We start from the raw sequence: 18,056 nt of genomic DNA, 5'->3' as shown, positions 1-18,056 counted from the left end.
GTAGGCCTTAAATCACGAAAGGATTTGTGAATCAATGGACGCTTATTTAAGATTATTAATCGAGGGCACGGTGCTGATTGGCTGTACCTTGCTTTTGTTGTGGATTTTTTTGATGAAATCGGGGAAATCACCCCGACTCAACATGCGCGATGCTTCGCTCTCAAGTGAAGAATTAGAAGGTCATGCCAAAAGAATTGCCATCGAGCATGCCGTATCCATCAAAAAAAGAGCCAACAAATCGCCAATTGTCAGGATGAATGAAAACTATAAATTCATTTTGAATGTGTATCAGGATCTGAATGAAGATCTTCAAAAAAAGGTGGCCGTACCACCGGCTTCTGAGTGGCTGCTGGATAACTTCTATATCATCGAAAAACAGGTCAAAGGAATGCGTCGGGACATAAAAAAATCCGATTATAACCGCCTGCCAATTCTTAAGTCCGGCCCACTCAAGGGACAAATCCGGATTTTTGCGGTGGCCGTGGAGCTTGTCGCCCATACCGACGGTCAGATCGACGAAAAGATACTGACCGACTATTTAAAGGCTTACCAGTCCCATGCGGTTCTTTTTGACCGGGAAATTGTTGCGCTGCCAATGATGATCACCCTGGCTCTGATTGAAAACATCCGGGTACTTTGTGAAGAAATAAAAAATACCCAGAACCAGTGGCATAAGGCCGATAAGATATTTACCAAATGGCTGGAAAACGAAGATGACGATACTAAGAAAACGATCAAACTATTTGAAGACAGTCTCCAAAGCCTGGACGAAGCCAACCCCTCCTTTGTTGATCATTTATTCTATCGGCTCCGACGTTCCGGTCGCAGTTATGTGGAAGTGCTAAGGACCATGGATGAAAACTTAAATAAATTGGGGGCCACTACCGAGGAAATCACCCAGAAAGAACATGGAACTCAATCTGTTAATACCATTTCGATGGGAAATACCATTACCAGTATTCATTTTTTCGCTTCCCTGGATTGGTCTGAGCTCTTTGAATCGGTGAGTATGGTTGAACAGATCTTAAAAAAGGATCCCGACGGAACCTATCCACTAATGGACATTGCCACCCGGAGTCACTACCGAACCAAAGTGGAAAAACTGGCTCTGGGGTTTGGGGTATCAGAAATTTACCTGGCCAAAGAGGTGGTTTTGTTTGCCGAAGCAGCCTATATGAACCGTGATCAAACCCAGTTGGAAGATCCCGCTGTCCAGAAAACCTGGCATGTCGGATATTACCTGATTGGCAAGGGCCTGAGAAGTATGGAAAGCAAAGAAAAAAAAATCAACAGCTTTAGACCAAAAGCAGACAGTATGGGGATAAAAAATCCGGGCTTCCTTTATTTGGGTTCCATGGGTCTGATCACCCTGCTTTTTTTATTGGTGGCAGTCCGTTACTCTAATTTTACGGCACCCTCACATCTGGTACTGTTTTCGGTGCTGGCTATCATTGCGGTGCTGATCCCGGCATCAGAAATTGCTGTGGAAGCGGTGAACTGGATTGTTTGTAATGCCCTGAAGCCTGCTTTTTTCCCGCGACTTCAATTAAGAGAGGGGATTCCTGAAAGCATGAGCACCATTGTTGCGGTGCCAACCCTGCTGTCTGACAAAAAACGGGTGACGGAATTACTGGCTGGGATGGAAAGCCATTATCTTTCCAACCGCGAAGATAATCTTTACTTTGCCCTGGTCGGTGCATTCAGCGATGCCGACAAATCCGCCATGAAAGATGATCCCGAGATTATAAAAACCGCTCTGGCCGGCATCAGTAGGCTTAATCAAAAATATGCTGCGGCTGGCAGCGATAAGTTCTATTTTTTCCATCGGGACAGTCAATATAATGAAAAAAACGACAAGTGGTTTGGATGGGAACGAAAAAGAGGGGCCTTGATGGAATTCAACGACCTGATTCTCGGCGCCACTGATACCAGTTTTGTCTACGCTTCAGCTAAAAAACCGCCCTTTGCCCATATCAAATATGTGATCACCCTGGACAGCGATACCATTTTGCCAATGGGGATGGCAAAAAAAATGATTGCCACCATGGCGCACCCGCTGAATCGACCGGTTATCGACAGGCAGCGTGGGATAGTGGTGGAAGGCTATGGCCTGATGCAGCCACGAATCGAAGTGGAAAACGAAAGTTCCAACAAGTCGCTTTTTTCCCGGATATTTACTGGTCAGGAAGGGATTGATCCCTATGCCACTGCTATTTCTGACGTTTATCAGGATCTTTTTGGGGAAGGGATTTTTGTCGGCAAGGGCATTTATGATTTAGCTGTTTTTCAGACCATCATGAGGGATGCCATTCCTGACAATACCATTCTCAGTCATGATCTGCTGGAAGGCTCTTATGTGCGCACCGGACTGGTTACCGATCTTAAGCTGGTGGATTCCTACCCGTCAAAATATAATTCATTTTCGGCCCGGCTTCATCGTTGGGTTCGCGGGGACTGGCAATTGGTACCGATTCTATTTCGGAAAATTTTCGATCGTCGTCACGATAAAATATTCAATCCCCTGTCCCGATTGTCCAAGTGGAAAATGTTTGATAATTTAAGAAGAAGTCTGGTGCCACCATCATTAATGGTATTAGTCTTTTTAAGCTTTTCAATTTTGCCAGGAAGTATTTTTTTCTGGCTGGGTTTTTTCCTGCTGCCCCAGATATTTCCGCTGCTGATGGGGGTCATCGGATTTCTCGTTTCGGCCCGGATTGGCAACGACCGGATCAAGCGCTATATGCCGGTGATGTTCGGCCTTAAAGCGGTACTGATGCAGTTTTTGCTGGTGCTGCTCTTTTTGCCCTACCAGGCCTGGCTGATGAGTCATGCCATCATCGTGACCCTGACCAGGGTTTTTATTACAAGGAAAAATCTGCTGGAATGGGTAACTGCTGATGATACCGAGAAATTCCAGAAAAATTCACTCTTTAGTTATGTTTTTACCATGAAGGCAGCGCTGCTGCAGGCACCGATACCAGTCATTCTGGCCCTTCTTTTTAAGCCGGACGCATTGGTGATCGGTCTGCTTTTCTTCGCCATGTGGGTCAGCAGTCCCGTTATTGCCTGGTTCATCAGTAGAGATCAACCGGAAAAAGTTCATGTGCTATCGGCAAATGATTCTCTAGAACTGGGCCGGATTACCCGCAAAACATGGCGCTATTTTGAGGATTTTTCTAATGCCAAAAGTCATTATCTGATTCCGGACAATTATCAGGCAGACCCGCCCCGAGGTCTTGCCCAGCGGACATCGCCCACCAATATCGGGCTGGGTCTGCTGGCGCCGCTCACGGCCAGAGACTTTGGCTATATCAGCACCGGCCGGATGATGGAGTTGATCGATAAAACGATGGTCACCATTGAAGAGCTGGAAAAATGGCAGGGTCATCTGCTTAACTGGTATGATACTCTGACCCTGAAACCTCTGCGGCCGGCCTATATTTCAACGGTGGACAGCGGAAATTTTCTCTGCTACCTGGTTACCCTGAAACAAGGACTAACAGACTATCTTTACAGTCCCCTGATTGATCCCCGGTTTTTAAGTGGAATCCGGGATACCCTTCATTGCGTCGGAAAAAGCGATTACGCTGTCTACGGGGAAATCCCGATGAGTGACAGCCTGGAGACAAGGGTGGATTTAAAAAAATGGCATCAGACCCTGGAGACCCTGATGAAAGCCGACGCCATGGCGGAACTGGATGAAGGTGTCTGGAAAACAAAAGTAGTCGCGATGATCACCCTGTTCAGAGCCGAAATGAAAACCTTTCTGCCGGGCATTGATATGCTTAATAAAAGACCAGAGGGCATGATGGCTGCGGCAAAAAAAGAAGCCGCTTCGGATGACGTCTTCGAGGATATTAAAAACCTCGAAAATCGCTTAATAAGTAATAATGATTTAATTGATTTACCAAAATGTCATCAGGAAACCGCAGCAATTACCGAACGATTGGCAGAGTCTGTCAAGAAATGGGATCAGGACGATTACCGCGATGAATTAGCCTGGCTGGCAGAAACCAGCGGAGCTCTGAACATTGCAGCGGCAGCGAGCCAGAATTTTGTCGACCAGTATACCCGGCTGCTTAAACGGATTGAGTCCCTCATTGCGGCCATGGTATTTCTACCCCTATATGACAAGAAAAAGGAACTGTTCAGTATCGGGTTTAATCTGGAAGATAACAAGCTCACCAATTCGTTCTATGATCTGCTCGCCTCAGAGGCGCGTCAAACCAGTTATATTTGTATCGCCAAAGGTAAGATCCCGGCTTCCCACTGGTTTAAACTGGGTCGGGCACTGACTACCGTGGATCGTTATAAAGGCCTGATTTCCTGGACCGGTACCATGTTTGAGTATTTAATGCCGCTTTTGATTATGAAAAGCTATCAGAATACCTTATTGGATGAAACCTATTCTTTTGTTATTAAGAGTCAGAAGAAATATGGAAACCAGCGGGAAATGCCCTGGGGCACATCCGAGTCCGGCTATAATGCCATGGATAAACACCACGATTACAAATACAAGGCCATTGGCGTGCCCTGGTTGGGGCTTAAACGGGGTTTAATTGAAGATGCGGTAACTGCTCCCTATGCCACCTTCCTGGCGCTGATGGTTGACCCGGAAGCGGCTATTAAGAATATTAAACGGCTTAAGGCCGACGGTCTGGAAGGACCCTACGGCTTTTATGAAGCTGCCGACTATACCCCGGAACGACTGGGCTTTGAAACAAAGCGGGCCGTTGTAAAAAGTTTTATGGCCCATCATCAGGGCATGAGCTTACTGGCACTCAATAACTGCGTCAATGCTAATATCATGCAGACCCGTTTTCATGAAGATCCGGAAATCCATGCGGCCCGGCTGCTGCTTCAGGAAAAAGTTTCCTCCGACCTGATCTTTACCAAGGGTACCAAAGAAAAGCTGGTTCCCTACAAGGGCAAGATCACCAAAGAGAAAAGCGCCGTGCGACGTTATACAAAACCCAATACCATTTTGCCCAAAGCGCATATTCTTTCTAATGGTAATTATTCGGTGATGATTACCGAGCGCGGAACCGGCTACAGCAAAAGCAAAATGGCAGCCGTTACCCGCTGGCGAGAAGACAGCACCCTGGATCAATACGGGATGTTTTTCTATTTAAAAAACATCGAGAGCAAAGCCGTCTGGTCGGCTGCCTATGCGCCGTTTAATCAAAAACCGGATCAATATGAGGTGGTTTTTACCGCTGACAAAGCTACCTTCAAGCGCACTGATGGTGACATTGAGACGAAAATGGAGATAGTTGTAGCATCTGGCGACAACGTCGAAATCAGACGAATTACCCTGAAAAATAACGGCAAAAAATCCTGTACCCTGGAATTGACCAGCTATTTTGAACTGGTCATGGCATCCCAGGCCGGGGATATTGCTCATCCGGCCTTTGGCAATCTTTTTGTCGAAACTGAAATAGAACATAGCAGAAAATGCCTTATTGCCAATCGGCGGCCCCGATCTGACAGCGATAAAAGCATGTGGCTGGCCAATGCCCTTGTGACCAAAGGCAATATCTTGGGCGAGATCCAGTATGAAACCGATCGGATGCAGTTAATCGGCCGGGGCAACAACACTAAAAATCCGTTGGTCATCAATCAGGATAAGCCCCTGTCAGGCACCAGTGGACCGGTGCTTGATCCAGTGATGAGTACCCGGATCAAGGTGACCATCGAAGTCGGTAAAACCGCCCAGTTTTCCTTTGTCACCGCCTTCTGCGAAAGCAAAGAATCGATTCTTCATTTGATCGATAAATATGAAACCCCCAGTGCGGTGGAAGGTGCTTTCAAATTGGCCTTAACAAGGAGCCAGGTGGAAACCCGATACCTCAATCTGGATGCGGACGAGTCCGAGCTTTATCAGGATATGATCTCCCATCTTGTTTTTATTAGTCCTATTAAGATGATGAGTCAGGAAATAATTCGCAAAAATACCCAGGGTCAGTCGGCCTTGTGGAAATATGGAATTTCCGGAGACAACCCCATTGTAGTGGTCGACTTATGTAACATCGACCAGGTCAAGTTATTGGTTGAGGTTTTAAAAGCCCATGAATACTGGCGTCTGATGGGCTTAAACGTGGATCTGGTGATCTTAAGTGAAGAGGAATATTCTTATTCACTGCCCTTGTATGCGCTGATTTCTGATATGGTCTTATCCAAACAAACCCAGGAAATGTTAAAAATTAGTGAGGACCTCTTTATTCTGGAAAAAAATAAAATAGCTGCGACAGACATACCGCTACTCTATGCAGTTGCCCGGGTGATTTTGAAAGGTGGTATGGGAACCCTGCGGGAACAACTTGAATGTGTTCGAGAAACACCAACAGCCAGATTGATTCCCGAAAAAATAGTGGTGATGAACAAGCCCATCAATTACCCCTTATTGCCAACCGATGAACCAGAACGCTTATACAATAATGGCATTGGCGGATTCAAAAAAGACGGCAGTGAGTATATTATCCATCTGGAAAATGGTGAGAATACCCCGGCGCCTTGGGTGAATGTGATTGCCAACCCCAGCTTCGGCTTTATGGTTTCAGAATCAGGTTCCGGCTATAGTTGGTATCAAAACAGCCGGGAAAACAAACTCACACCCTGGTCAAATGATGTGGTATCCGATCCACCGGGAGAAGTGATTTATCTGGGCGATGGGGATACCGGAGAAATCTGGACCATCACCCCGCTGCCGATTCGGGAAGTGGAAGATTATACCATCAAGCATGGATTTGGCTATACCAACTTTGAACATGCCAGTCACGGCATCAAACAACGCATGATCCAGTTTGTTCCGACAACAGATGCCGTAAAAATAAGCCTGATTAATTTAAAAAATGAATCAAATCAGGAACGGCATCTCACCCTGACTTACTATATCCGGCCAGTAATGGGGGTCAGTGATCAGGCCACGGCCCTGCACATCAATGCCGATCAGGATGAAACCGGAGCGCTGTTAATGAGAAACCCCTATAATGAAGGATTTCCGGGAGAAATACTATTTATTGATGCATCAATTACTAAGCGGTCGGTTACCAGTGATCGCAAAGCCTTTTTTGGTACCGGCGATATGTCATCTCCGGAAAGTCTGGCTGACATAAGTCTTAACGGGGCTTTAGGCGCTGGCTTTGATCCTTGTGGGGCGATCCAGGTAAAGGTCACCCTGGGACCAAATGAGCGGAAAGATATCGCCTTCCTGTTGGGGGCAGCCAATAATCAGGATGAGGTGATAATGCTGAGCCAGAAGTATCGTGAGCTGCGAACTGTTCAGGATGCGTTAAACGAAGTCATCGGTTTCTGGAAAAGCAAGCTGGGAGTGATCCAGGTGGAAACATCAACGGATTCCATCAATCTGATGGTCAATGGATGGCTGCAGTATCAGGTGATCTCCTGTCGACTATGGGGAAGATCAGGATTTTACCAGGCCGGTGGCGCATTCGGATTCAGAGATCAGCTCCAGGATTCCTTATCCATTGCCAATTTATGGCCAGAAATTACCCGAGCACAAATCCTGCTCCATGCCAGTCACCAGTACATTCAGGGCGATGTTCAGCATTGGTGGCATGAACCAATGGGTTTGGGAACCCGGACCCATTTTTCCGATGACCGACTATGGCTGCCCTATGTCACCGCCGAGTATATCCGGATCACCGGTGACTGGCAAATTCTTAAAGAAGTGGTTAATTTTATCGAGGAGCCAGAATTAGGCGAATTTGAAGATGAAAAATGCGGCATCCCCTGGAAAATTGAGACTTCGGCATCCTTGTATGAGCATTGTCTGCGGGCACTAGAAATTTCTCTGAAATTTGGGAAACATGGACTGCCACTGATGGGTTCCGGGGACTGGAATGACGGGATGAATACCGTCGGTAATAAGGGCCGGGGTGAAAGTGTCTGGTTAGGATGGTTCCTGATTGCCAATCTGGATTTGTTTATTCCCATTTGTAAAGAAAAAGGAGACCTGGAACGGGCCGAAAAGTATCAGAGCGTCAAAGTAGAGATTATGGCGGCCATCGAAAAAAATGCCTGGGATGGCAGCTGGTATCGTCGGGCTTATTTCGACAACGGTGATGTCCTGGGGTCGGCTGGGAACAGCGAGTGTAAAATCGACTCCATTGCTCAAAGCTGGTCAGTCATTTCCGGAGCCGGGGAAAGCGAGCGTTCGCTTACGGCCATGAATTCACTGGAAGACTATCTGGTCAGCCGTGAAGACGGTCTGATCAAGCTGCTGACCCCACCTTTTGACAAGTCCGCGTTGGAGCCTGGATACATCAAGGGCTATATTCCGGGTGTTCGGGAAAATGGGGGACAATACACCCATGCAGCGGCCTGGGCCATCATTGCCTTTGCCAAACTGGGTGATGGCGATAAAGCCTGGGAACTGTTTGAACTCATTAACCCGATTAACCATACCACCAACATGCGAGACTATACCCGCTATAAGGTCGAGCCCTATGTGTTTGCTGCCGATGTTTATTCCACCTATCCCCATACGGGCAGAGGTGGCTGGACCTGGTATACCGGTGCCGCTGGCTGGATCTACCGGGCTGGCCTGGAATATATTCTGGGGTTCCAAAAAAATGGCGAAATCATTGTCATGGATCCATGCATTCCCGAAAGAATGAAAGAATATCAGATCAGCTATCACTACCTGGAAACTGACTATCAAATAAAAGTTAAGAATCCGGATGGGGTCCATAAAGGCGTCAAAACAATTTCCGTCGATGGGATCATCTCAACCAGAAATATTATCAACCTGGTCAATGATAAAGCAAATCATCAGGTTGAAGTGTTGATGGGAGTGTAAGGAATTAGAATAAGGCCACTACCATTATATATAAGGGGCGATCCGTGATGACCAAGGGTCAGATCCTCGCCCGCACACGGCGTTAATTCTTAAGCGACAAACTCAAAGCCAGGTATGAAAAATCATACCTGGCTTTGTTGTTAAAACATTATTGAGAATGAATGGCTAAGGATTATTGAGTCTGACCATGAACCTCAAGGTCCTTAAGTGCGGTCACATGATTGTTATCATCCAGAATCAGGACCCGGGGCTTTAAATCCAGAGCTTCTTTCCGGTCGATCATGGCATAGGCGATGATGATTACCTTATCCCCTTTATGAACCAGTCGGGCGGCGGCGCCATTGACACAGATCACGCCGCTGCCCCGTTTTCCCACAATCGTATAGGTTTCAAAACGTTCTCCGTTATTGACGTTGACCACCTGAACCTTTTCACCGGGAAGAATATCTGCCTGTTCCAGCAGCTCCACATCGATGGTGATGCTCCCCACATAATTGAGATCTGCTTCGGTGACCGTTGCCCGATGGAGCTTTGACTTAAATAGGGTGATATACATGATTTACCTCTTAATCTAAAATGATATTATCAAGTAGCCGGGTTTTCTCAAAGCGAACGGCTACGGCCGCCAGGGCCGGCGATGCGATGCTTTCGATGCTTTCCAGGGTTTCAAAGTCGAGAATGTCAACATAATCTATGCAGGTGAGGGGCATGGAACTGATCTGGCTGACAATTTTGTCTTTTAAGAACTTAACTGAGCCTTCGCCAGCTTGATAAAGGGCTCCAGCGGAAGCCAGGGACTGGCTGAGAACCAGAGCCTGGTTTCGTTCCTCGGGATTCAGCAACACATTTCGGGAACTCATGGCCAAACCATCTGCTTCCCGGACAATCGGGCAAACGATAATCTGGACCGGCAGATGTAAATCACGGACCATTTTTTTTATCACTGCCACCTGCTGGGCATCCTTCTGGCCAAAATAGGCCCTGGTTGGATAAATCAAATTGAACAAAATGTTGACTACCGTGGTTACTCCTTTAAAGTGAGTGGGCCGGGACTGGCCGCAGAGTTTCTTGGTGATCTCGCCGTCTACTTCCACAAAGGTGGAGGCACCCGTCGGATAGATTTCAGTCGGATCAGGAAAGAACAGCAGATCGGTTCCGGCTGCTTTGGCAAGTTGTGAATCCCGGTCAAAATCCCGGGGATAGGCATCCAGATCCTCTCCCGGGGCAAACTGGGTGGGATTGACGAAGATACTCAAGACGGTTACATCATTTTCTGCATGTGCTGCTTTGATTAGCGCCAGATGACCATCGTGAAGATAGCCCATGGTGGGGACAAAGCCGATGGTTTTATCCTTGCCAATTGCTTCAAGACAGGTCTTAAGTTCCGCTACTGTTTTGGCAATCTTCATGGTTTTATTGCTGCAATGCTGCGATAACCGCATCATCAATGGTGAAGGTATGTATTTCTTCCGGGAACTGGGCAGTCTTCACCTCAGCGACATAGGCCTTAACGGAATCCTGGATGGTTTCATTCAGTGCCGCATAGCGCTTGGAAAACTTGGGTGATTGACCTGAATACATGCCCAGTAGATCATGGATTACCAGTACCTGACCGTCGCAGTAGCGACCGGCACCAATGCCGATGGTCGGTACGGATAATTTTTGTGTAATCAGAGTTGCCAGTTTTTCAGGAATCCCTTCCAGAACAATGGCAAAGACACCCGCCGCTTCCAGCGCCAGGGCATCATCAATAACTTTCTGGGCCTGGGCAATGTCCTTGCCCTGAACCTTAAATCCACCAAACATATTAACCGACTGAGGAGTCAAACCGATATGTCCCATGACGGGAATCTGCGCCTTGACAATGGCTTTGACGTTGTCAACCTGATCCACCCCACCCTCAAGTTTGACGGCGTGGGCCTTGCCCTCCTGTATCAACCGGCCGGCGTTGCGAACGGCATCTTCCACTGAAATGTGATAGGACAAAAAGGGCATATCGCCGACGATCATGGCGTTTTCAGCCCCCCGGGCAACGGCTTTACAATGGTAAACCATATCATCCATGGTCACTTCCAGGGTAGATTCATAGCCCTGGACAACCATCCCCAGTGAATCGCCCACCAGGATCGCATCGATGCCGGCATCGTTGACGATTTTGGCCATGGAATAATCATAGGCTGTTAACATGGTGATTTTTTCCTTGTTTGCTTTGGCCTGAAAAAAAGAGCTGACAGTAAATTTACTTTTCATTGGTTTCTTCCTTTATTTTTTATTTTAGTCGATTTTTTAAATGATCATAGGTTTTACCATCAATGCGTTTGTCTTTGATCATATCGATGGTGGCTAAGCCCATGGTCTGGTAGAGATTCAGGAATTTCGGGGTCTGGGTTTTTATGGCTTCGATGTGTTTGCCAATGGTGTTTTCGTCCCCTCGGACCAGCGGGCCGGTGAGGGCGTTTACCGTTCCGGATTTTTCGACGTTTCCCAGCGTGGCGGTGATCAGCGGCATAAACGCCTTCATGATTTCGTCTTCGGCAATTCCAGTGGTCTTAAGCAGTTCAAAACCGGAATCAATCAGGGTCACCAGATAGTTGGAGAGAATGCAGGCGGCAGCATGATAAAGGACCTTATCGCTCTTGTTAATCACCGAATAGGGATTGCCGGTGATCATAAGGATTTTTTGTATATCGGCCAAACCCTTTTCATTGCCTTCCAGGGTAAAAACCGTTTGTTTTAAGTTGTGAGAAGCAGTGAGACTATCAGCAAAACTCATGATCGGGTGAAGTGAGCACAAACCGCACCCTGAAGATAAAAGCGGATCAAAAAGATCGGTGGATAGGGCGCCGCTGGTATGGACAAGAGTGTGATCCCGGGTTAAGCAGGAGGTTTGGACAAGTTGGTTGATAACCGTAGAAATTTGATCATCCCCGGTGGTGATAAAAATCACTTCACTGGCGTTAATAAGGCTGGGAATGTCGAAAAAAACAGGGGAGTCAGTTGCTTTAGCGGCGCAATGAGATGAGGTCTCGCTGCGGCTTAGGTAACCAGATAGGGTAAGACTATTTTGTTTGAAAAAAATGCCCATGGCAGTGCCGACTTTGCCGGCGCCAATAAATCCGATTTTCATGTGTTTCACCTGTTTATAGTATTTGGTTATTCCGTCAAAGAGCAGAGAAACACATGTCACGCAAACCTGAAGTTGCTGAAAATCTGATTTTTTATCGAGGTCATTAAGGTCGGTATCATTTAAATTCAGGTTGTTGGTACGCTGAATTAAGAAACCCGTGAGCAAGCGGTTAAAATCCAGGCAAAGAAAAAAGGTCCTCTGCACTGAAAATAAACAACTGCAAAAAGACCTATCATTACACTTAAAAAAATGCAAAACAGCATGGTTTTATTCAGTCTCTATCACCAGGGATTAGAGCAGGTTTTTAATTTTATTATCTGTCTTAATGCGTTAATCATGTGCAGCTCATAACGATGCCACCATGTGGATATGTTACAACATAGCGAATAAAAATGCAAGCCTTTATTTTGAGGCGATCATTTAAAAAATGAAAAACAAGCGGCCCTAAAACCACTTGTTTTTTTTGAAATACAGCAGTGTACCCATCACGACTACCATGCATAAAACAATCACAAAAGGATAACCGTATTCCCAATGAAACTCCGGCATCATGATGTTCATGCCGTACCAGCCGACAATCAGGGTCAGGGGCAGGAAAATGGAAGTAACCACGGTGAAAATTTTCATGACCTTATTCAGGTTAATGTCCAGTTGAGCCTGGTAGGCTTCCCGAACCTGGGTGCCATAATCCCGGAGGTTCAGAACATTGGTAAACAGCCGGTTGATCCGATTGGTCAGAATTTTAAAATAGCGCAGTTCTTTTTTATCAATCAGGTTATTTTCATTTTCTTCGATGGCCTCAGAGATTTCGAAAAGCTGTTCATAATACTGTTTAAGACTTAGCAGACGCTTGCGAAAGGTGATCAGGTAATCGACCAGATCATTTTTGACGGATATGATAAATTCTTCCTCCAGGCTGGAGATTTCCTCTTCAATAGCGGTTAGCACTTCCCGGTCATCAATGGTAAGTTTGTCAAAAAACAAATGGAAAAATTTTCCCAGGCTGTGAACCTTAATACCTTCAGTCTGGGTGTTGACGACAATACCATTGATAAAGTCGCTGTGATCCGAGACAAAAAGAAGTAAATCGGCCCGGAAATAGATACAGATCCGCTGCGGTTTGAGATTCTGGCAGATGGCTTCGGGAAGAATAATGGTAATAAAATCAAAGCCATCATAGCTGTCGAATTTTGATGAGCGGCTGTTCAGACATTCATCAACCAGTCGGTCGCTGATTCCCAGCTTGCCGCTGATGCCCGCCAACTCCGTGAAGTCAAGGATGCAGAGATGGATTTGATCATTGTTTGGATCAATATGTTCAAAGAAATCCGTTATGAAGACCTCATTTTCAAGACGATAACTGCTTATCATTATCTTTGCTTTGCTTTGTTGCGGACAACATAGTGCGAATTCTGATTTTTGCTGGTTCGGCGAGCTTCAATTTCAAATTGATTGAGGGATAAAATCAGCGGCCGCAGTTTTGAATGGCCGTAGTTTCGGGTATCAAAATCCGGATAGCGGTTGTTGAGCCGGGAGCCAACCTCGCCCAGGTTTGCCCAACCATCTTCATCGGAGCTTTCAGTGATAATGGTTTTGAGTGACTGAATCAGTTCTTTCTTGCTGGCCATGCCCTCTTTTTGAGTGCCCTGTTTTCCATTTTGGACGCTTTCAGATTGTTCCGCAGCAGCTTCCGGATCACTGGCCAGGACTTCCAGATATTTGAACTTTTCGCAGGCCGAGATAAAGGGGGTGGGGGTTTTCTTTTCGCCCATTCCGACCACATACATCCCGGCTTCCCGGAGTCGGGTAGCCAGACGGGTGAAGTCGCTGTCACTGGAGACAATGCAGAAGCCGTCGACGTTATTGGAGTAAAGAATATCCATGGCGTCAATTATTAGTGCTGCATCGGTGGCGTTTTTTCCGTTGGTGTAACTGTATTGCTGATGTGGTGTAATGGAATAGTTTAGTAATACTGTTTTCCAGGAACCCAGCTGAGGTTTGGTCCAGTCACCGTAGATGCGCTTAAACGTTGGCATGCCAAGGTTGGAAATTTCATCAAAAATATACTTGATATATTTATCCGATACATTATCGGCATCAATTAAGACGGCAATTTTCATATCATTTTTCATCGGTCACCCTTCAATTTCTATAGCGATTAGTTGTTTTCGATCAATTTGCTACTCTCAGTATAATAGAAATCGCGTTTTTTTACAACCGACAGCCGCTACAAAAAAATAACTGATCATAATTGATCAGTTATTTCAGGTTGGCGGTAAACTGCTGTACCGACCAATTGTTAATCTGTTGTTTGCTGCGCAATGCGAAATCCGCTACGCTCCTTTCGCATTGGTCACGGGCAGTCGCCAACTACAAGCAAGCTTGTGATTGGCTCATTGCCTGCGCGCAGGATCGGACAGGCTATCGCCGTGTCTGCCCCGATGCAAACAACATAATGTAACAATTGTCGGTACGGCAGTATTCTTTTTTACAAATTTTACTCGTGATTTAAGGTTGGTCGTAAAGATGTTCATCTTCGCGGTCATTGGTCAGATTCAGTTTATCCAGGATAAAGAAGATCAGGCTTAAAATCATTCCAACCACTGCGGCCAGAACCATGCCTTTGAGTTGAATACTGCCAAAGGTCACGGCGATGCCGGACAAACCTACCACAAAGACCACTGAAGTCAGGGCCAGATTACGGGATTTGCCGTAATCAACCTGGGCATCAACCAGAATACGGATACCAGCGGCACCGATCATCCCATATAAAAGGAAGGAAATTCCGCCGATGACCGGGCCGGGAATGGTGGAGATCAGCATCGATAATTTACCCACAAAAGAACAGATGATTGAAATAATCGCAGCGCCGGCAATGACCTGGACACTATAGACCTTGGTAACAGCCATAACGCCAATATTTTCACCATAGGTGGTAGTTGGTACAGATCCAATTAAACCCGATAACATCGTGGAAAAATTATCCGCAAACAAAGAGCGGTGTAAACCCGGATCTTTTAAGAGATCCCGTCCCACAACCTTGCTGGTGACAATCTGGTGACCAATGTGCTCAGAAGCAATAACCAGCAGCACTGGCAAAATGATAATAATTGCTTCCAGATTAAATTGCGGAAACTGGAAGTTTGGTAACGAAAACCAGGGTGCTTCGGCCACCGCGGAAAAGGTCGCCGGGCCAACCACACCGGTAATCAGGGCGGTGATATAACCGGCCACAATGGCGATCAGGATGGGAATAACCGCCAGAAATTTCCGGAACATCACCGATCCAAAAACGGCAAAGGCCAGGGTAACCAGAAAAACAATAACATTTTCCGGAACAATGGTGGTGACCACCTGTTCATAAAGGCCGGAAGCTTCATCGAGGACATAACTGGTGCTGCTGATAATGCCAGCCGTGCTGGCGGCTGTACCGGCCAACTCCAGACCAATCAGGGCGACTACCGGGCCCATCGCTGCCGGGGGGAGTACCACGTTGATCCACTCAATCCCGAACTTATAAATAATGCCGGCCAGGATACAGCCACATAAACCAACGACCACAAAACCGCCGAGGGCATAGGAATACCCCCAGGTGGCAATCACAATACCGGCCGGCGCTAAGAAGGCAAAACTGGAACCCAAATAAGCCGGGGCCTTGCCCTTGGTGATAAACATAAATAATAGCGTTCCCACACCATTCATAAAGAGTACGATGGCCGGGTTGATTCCAAAGAGGAAGGGCACTAAAACAGATGCGCCAAACATCGCAAACATATGTTGTAAGCTTAGCGGCACCAGCATCTTCAAAGGCACCTTTTCCTCCACTTGTATAATTCTTCGACTGTCCAAAACATTTCCTCCGTTCTTTTCTTTTTCCTTTGAAATTATAACACAGGAACGGTGAGGCGCAAAGACTTTATACAATTAAATGCATAATAATAAAAAAATCAGAAGAAGGTCATTTGTGATTATTTACCAGCCCTTCAACCTGTGTTACAATGCAGATAAATCGATAAATTTTTAGGAGGGCGCGCATGAAAATTTCAGCTACTACCAAAATATATGCCGTTATCGGCGACCCCATAGCCCAAAGCTTATCCCCCCAACTACACAACGGATTATTTCAAGAAACCGCTGTGGATGCCCTTTACCTGCCGATTGCGGTCAAGTCTGAGGATCTGGAAAAACTGATCGATGGCTTCAGACTGATGAATTTTGGCGGATTCAATATCACCAAACCCCATAAACTGGAGATCATGAAAGTTTTAGATCAATTGGATCCCTTAGCCGAAAAAATCGGGGCCGTTAATACGGTAGTTTACCGTGACGAGAAGATGGTCGGTTACAATACCGATGGATTTGGTTTTATTAAATCGATTGAATCAAAAATTGGTGAAATTCCCAAGGATGCATTAACCATTCTGATTTTAGGGTGTGGAGGCGCCGTTAAATCCGTGGCCATGGCTTTGGCCGACTGGGGAATCAAAAAAGTTATCATTGCCAATCGTACGGTTGCAAAAGCTGAAGAGCTGGTCAGCCAGATTAATAAGAGCTGGCCGGGGAAAGCGCAGGCCATCGAAATGGCACCTGAGGCGCTGAAAAAAGCCGTGGATGAGGCGATGGTTGTGGTTAACGGAACCAGTCTGGGGATGGCCGATACCGCCTTACAATCACCGCTTCCCAAAGAACTGCTAAAAAAAGAGTTGTTGGTTTATGATATGATCTACAGCCCAGCCGTAACACAATTGCTGAAGGATGCCCAGGCGATCGGTGCGCAGACCGAAAACGGGTTGGAAATGCTCTTGTACCAGGGACTTTTGGCCTTTGAATTATGGACCGGGATTTTTCCGGATCCGGTGGTGGGAAAAAAATTGCTTGAGGAGGGAATAAATGCAGATGAAAAGTGAAAAAAATAAAAATAAAATAAAATGCCTTGCCTTGATTGGTTTTATGGCAACCGGAAAATCCACCATCGGGCCCCTGCTGGCCCGGGAACTGGAATATGATTATTTAGATACTGATGCCATGGTGGAAGCGGACATGGGCAGGTCGGTAACGGACATTTTTGCCCAGATGGGGGAAGATACCTTCCGGGATGCCGAACATGAGGCCTTGAAAAAGGCGTTAAGCATGGAAAATACGGTGCTTTCCACCGGCGGCGGGATTATTCTGTTTAAAAGAAATCGTCAATTATTAATGGAAAAGGCTTTTGTGGTCAGCTTGTCAGCCCAGCCGGAAACAATCTATGGGCGAGTCAAAGACGATCATACCAGGCCCTTGCTCAGGTGTGAAGATCCGCTGTTGCGGATCAGGCAAATGCTGGCCGAACGGCAGAAGTATTACGATGTCTGCGATCTTAAAATTTCGACAGAAACCTGGACCGCTGAAGAAATTTGTCAGAAAATCAAAAAAGCCTTCTATTTAAAATAATAGGTGAGAAAAATAGGAAATCTGGACAAAATAATACACCGATCAGATGATCGGTGTTGCAATTTATTATTTCATGGCTTTCAGATCGCAAATATAGCAATCAGTCAATCGTTGGACCGCTGCGGGGTTTTTTACCGGCCAGGTGGTTTCCAGTGCCTCGCAATGCCCCGTGGAGGTTTCTTCATCGAATACAAAATCAATACAGCCGTTGCATTTTTTAACTTTTGTTTTTTTGATCAGTTCAAGAACAGATTCATTTACAAACTCTCGGAACTCCTTATATGCGATTGTTTTGTGGTTTTCAAACATACTCATCACGTCACCTTGCTTTCTGGAAATAGGATTATTGGAGTGGCGAATAAATTCTTTGTTAATAACCACTCCATTATTAACTTATAGTAACCTATAAAATTGAAAAAACAAGATAAAATTTTGTCGTATTTTTGTTTTAAGAAAATTAATTTAAAAATTAAAAAAATCATTGATTTTTATTTTTAGCTGTGTTATTATTTATGACAGTGTCCTGTGGACATGAAGTTTACGCCGAAGTGATGGAATTGGCAGACGTGACGGACTCAAAATCCGTTGTGAGTGATCACGTGCGGGTTCGAGTCCCGCCTTCGGCACCACTATTGCTCCCTTAGCTCAGTTGGCTAGAGCACCTGACTCTTAATCAGG

The 18,056-nt window shown here is 46.1% G+C and carries 11 protein-coding genes and 1 tRNA gene; 4 read left to right on the top strand and 8 right to left on the bottom strand.

All coding sequences use genetic code 11. The annotated features are described in order from the left end of the window. The first annotated feature begins 34 nt into the window (after positions 1-34). Positions 35-8,821, top strand: coding sequence for a GH36-type glycosyl hydrolase domain-containing protein (locus tag ACEW8F_RS11995; RefSeq protein ID WP_373483707.1), 8,787 nt, complete (start codon positions 35-37; stop codon positions 8,819-8,821). 172 nt (positions 8,822-8,993) lie between these two features. Here ACEW8F_RS11995 and panD read toward each other — a convergent pair whose 3' ends face one another. From panD to uraA, 7 genes are all read right to left on the bottom strand, one after another. Next, the gene (gene panD / locus ACEW8F_RS11990) at positions 8,994-9,377 is read right to left on the bottom strand and encodes an aspartate 1-decarboxylase (protein ID WP_373483706.1); all 384 of its coding nucleotides are present in this window, start codon (positions 9,375-9,377) and stop codon (positions 8,994-8,996) included. Between the two features lie 10 nt (positions 9,378-9,387). After that, positions 9,388-10,230: a pantoate--beta-alanine ligase gene (gene panC, locus ACEW8F_RS11985; protein WP_373483705.1), complete on the bottom strand. Its 843-nt coding sequence runs from the start codon at positions 10,228-10,230 to the stop codon at positions 9,388-9,390. 4 nt (positions 10,231-10,234) lie between these two features. Further along, complete coding sequence (panB, locus tag ACEW8F_RS11980) at positions 10,235-11,071, bottom strand: 3-methyl-2-oxobutanoate hydroxymethyltransferase (RefSeq protein WP_373483704.1); 837 nt, start codon at positions 11,069-11,071, stop codon at positions 10,235-10,237. A gap of 19 nt (positions 11,072-11,090) precedes the next feature. Then, positions 11,091-11,948 carry a Rossmann-like and DUF2520 domain-containing protein gene (locus ACEW8F_RS11975; protein WP_373483703.1) on the bottom strand — a complete coding sequence of 286 codons (858 nt, stop codon included), beginning with the start codon at positions 11,946-11,948 and terminating at the stop codon, positions 11,091-11,093. A gap of 444 nt (positions 11,949-12,392) precedes the next feature. Then, positions 12,393-13,319, bottom strand: coding sequence for a CorA family divalent cation transporter (locus ACEW8F_RS11970; protein ID WP_373483702.1), 927 nt, complete (start codon positions 13,317-13,319; stop codon positions 12,393-12,395). After that, positions 13,319-14,080, bottom strand: coding sequence for an NYN domain-containing protein (locus ACEW8F_RS11965; RefSeq protein ID WP_373483701.1), 762 nt, complete (start codon positions 14,078-14,080; stop codon positions 13,319-13,321). Before ACEW8F_RS11965 ends, ACEW8F_RS11970 begins: the two co-directional genes overlap by 1 nt. Positions 14,081-14,456: 376 nt before the next feature. Then, complete coding sequence (uraA, locus tag ACEW8F_RS11960) at positions 14,457-15,797, bottom strand: uracil permease (RefSeq protein ID WP_373483700.1); 1,341 nt, start codon at positions 15,795-15,797, stop codon at positions 14,457-14,459. Between the two features lie 185 nt (positions 15,798-15,982). Here uraA and aroE point away from each other — a divergent pair, with 185 nt between their 5' ends. Then, the gene (gene aroE / locus ACEW8F_RS11955) at positions 15,983-16,855 is read left to right on the top strand and encodes a shikimate dehydrogenase (protein ID WP_373483699.1); all 873 of its coding nucleotides are present in this window, start codon (positions 15,983-15,985) and stop codon (positions 16,853-16,855) included. Beyond that, a complete protein-coding gene (locus ACEW8F_RS11950; protein ID WP_373483698.1) occupies positions 16,839-17,378 on the top strand; it encodes a shikimate kinase in 540 nt (179 codons plus the stop codon). Before aroE ends, ACEW8F_RS11950 begins: the two co-directional genes overlap by 17 nt. A gap of 66 nt (positions 17,379-17,444) precedes the next feature. On the opposite strand, the gene ACEW8F_RS11945 is transcribed toward ACEW8F_RS11950, so the two are convergent. Continuing rightward, the gene (locus ACEW8F_RS11945) at positions 17,445-17,693 is read right to left on the bottom strand and encodes a hypothetical protein (protein WP_373483697.1); all 249 of its coding nucleotides are present in this window, start codon (positions 17,691-17,693) and stop codon (positions 17,445-17,447) included. Positions 17,694-17,920: 227 nt separating this feature from the next. Here ACEW8F_RS11945 and ACEW8F_RS11940 point away from each other — a divergent pair. Then, positions 17,921-18,007 (top strand) — tRNA-Leu (locus tag ACEW8F_RS11940). Positions 18,008-18,056: the final 49 nt, after the last annotated feature.

The organism is Acetobacterium sp., from assembly GCF_041752335.1.
In the GTDB taxonomy this organism is placed as follows: Bacteria; Bacillota; Clostridia; order Eubacteriales; family Eubacteriaceae; genus Acetobacterium.
Note: the sequence above shows the minus strand (reverse complement) of the source record. Positions and strands in the feature narration are given on the sequence as shown.

Bases quoted from the DNA above. Each gene is read 5' to 3' on its own strand.
- ACEW8F_RS11970 (WP_373483702.1), bottom strand. From the start codon at position 13,319: ATGATAAGCAGTTATCGTCTTGAAAATGAGGTCTTCATAACGGATTTC.
- ACEW8F_RS11950 (WP_373483698.1), top strand. From the start codon at position 16,839: ATGCAGATGAAAAGTGAAAAAAATAAAAATAAAATAAAATGCCTTGCC.
- panC (WP_373483705.1), bottom strand. From the start codon at position 10,230: ATGAAGATTGCCAAAACAGTAGCGGAACTTAAGACCTGTCTTGAAGCA.
- panB (WP_373483704.1), bottom strand. From the start codon at position 11,071: ATGAAAAGTAAATTTACTGTCAGCTCTTTTTTTCAGGCCAAAGCAAAC.
- ACEW8F_RS11965 (WP_373483701.1), bottom strand. From the start codon at position 14,080: ATGAAAAATGATATGAAAATTGCCGTCTTAATTGATGCCGATAATGTA.
- ACEW8F_RS11975 (WP_373483703.1), bottom strand. From the start codon at position 11,948: ATGAAAATCGGATTTATTGGCGCCGGCAAAGTCGGCACTGCCATGGGC.
- panD (WP_373483706.1), bottom strand. From the start codon at position 9,377: ATGTATATCACCCTATTTAAGTCAAAGCTCCATCGGGCAACGGTCACC.
- ACEW8F_RS11995 (WP_373483707.1), top strand. From the start codon at position 35: ATGGACGCTTATTTAAGATTATTAATCGAGGGCACGGTGCTGATTGGC.
- ACEW8F_RS11945 (WP_373483697.1), bottom strand. From the start codon at position 17,693: ATGAGTATGTTTGAAAACCACAAAACAATCGCATATAAGGAGTTCCGA.
- aroE (WP_373483699.1), top strand. From the start codon at position 15,983: ATGAAAATTTCAGCTACTACCAAAATATATGCCGTTATCGGCGACCCC.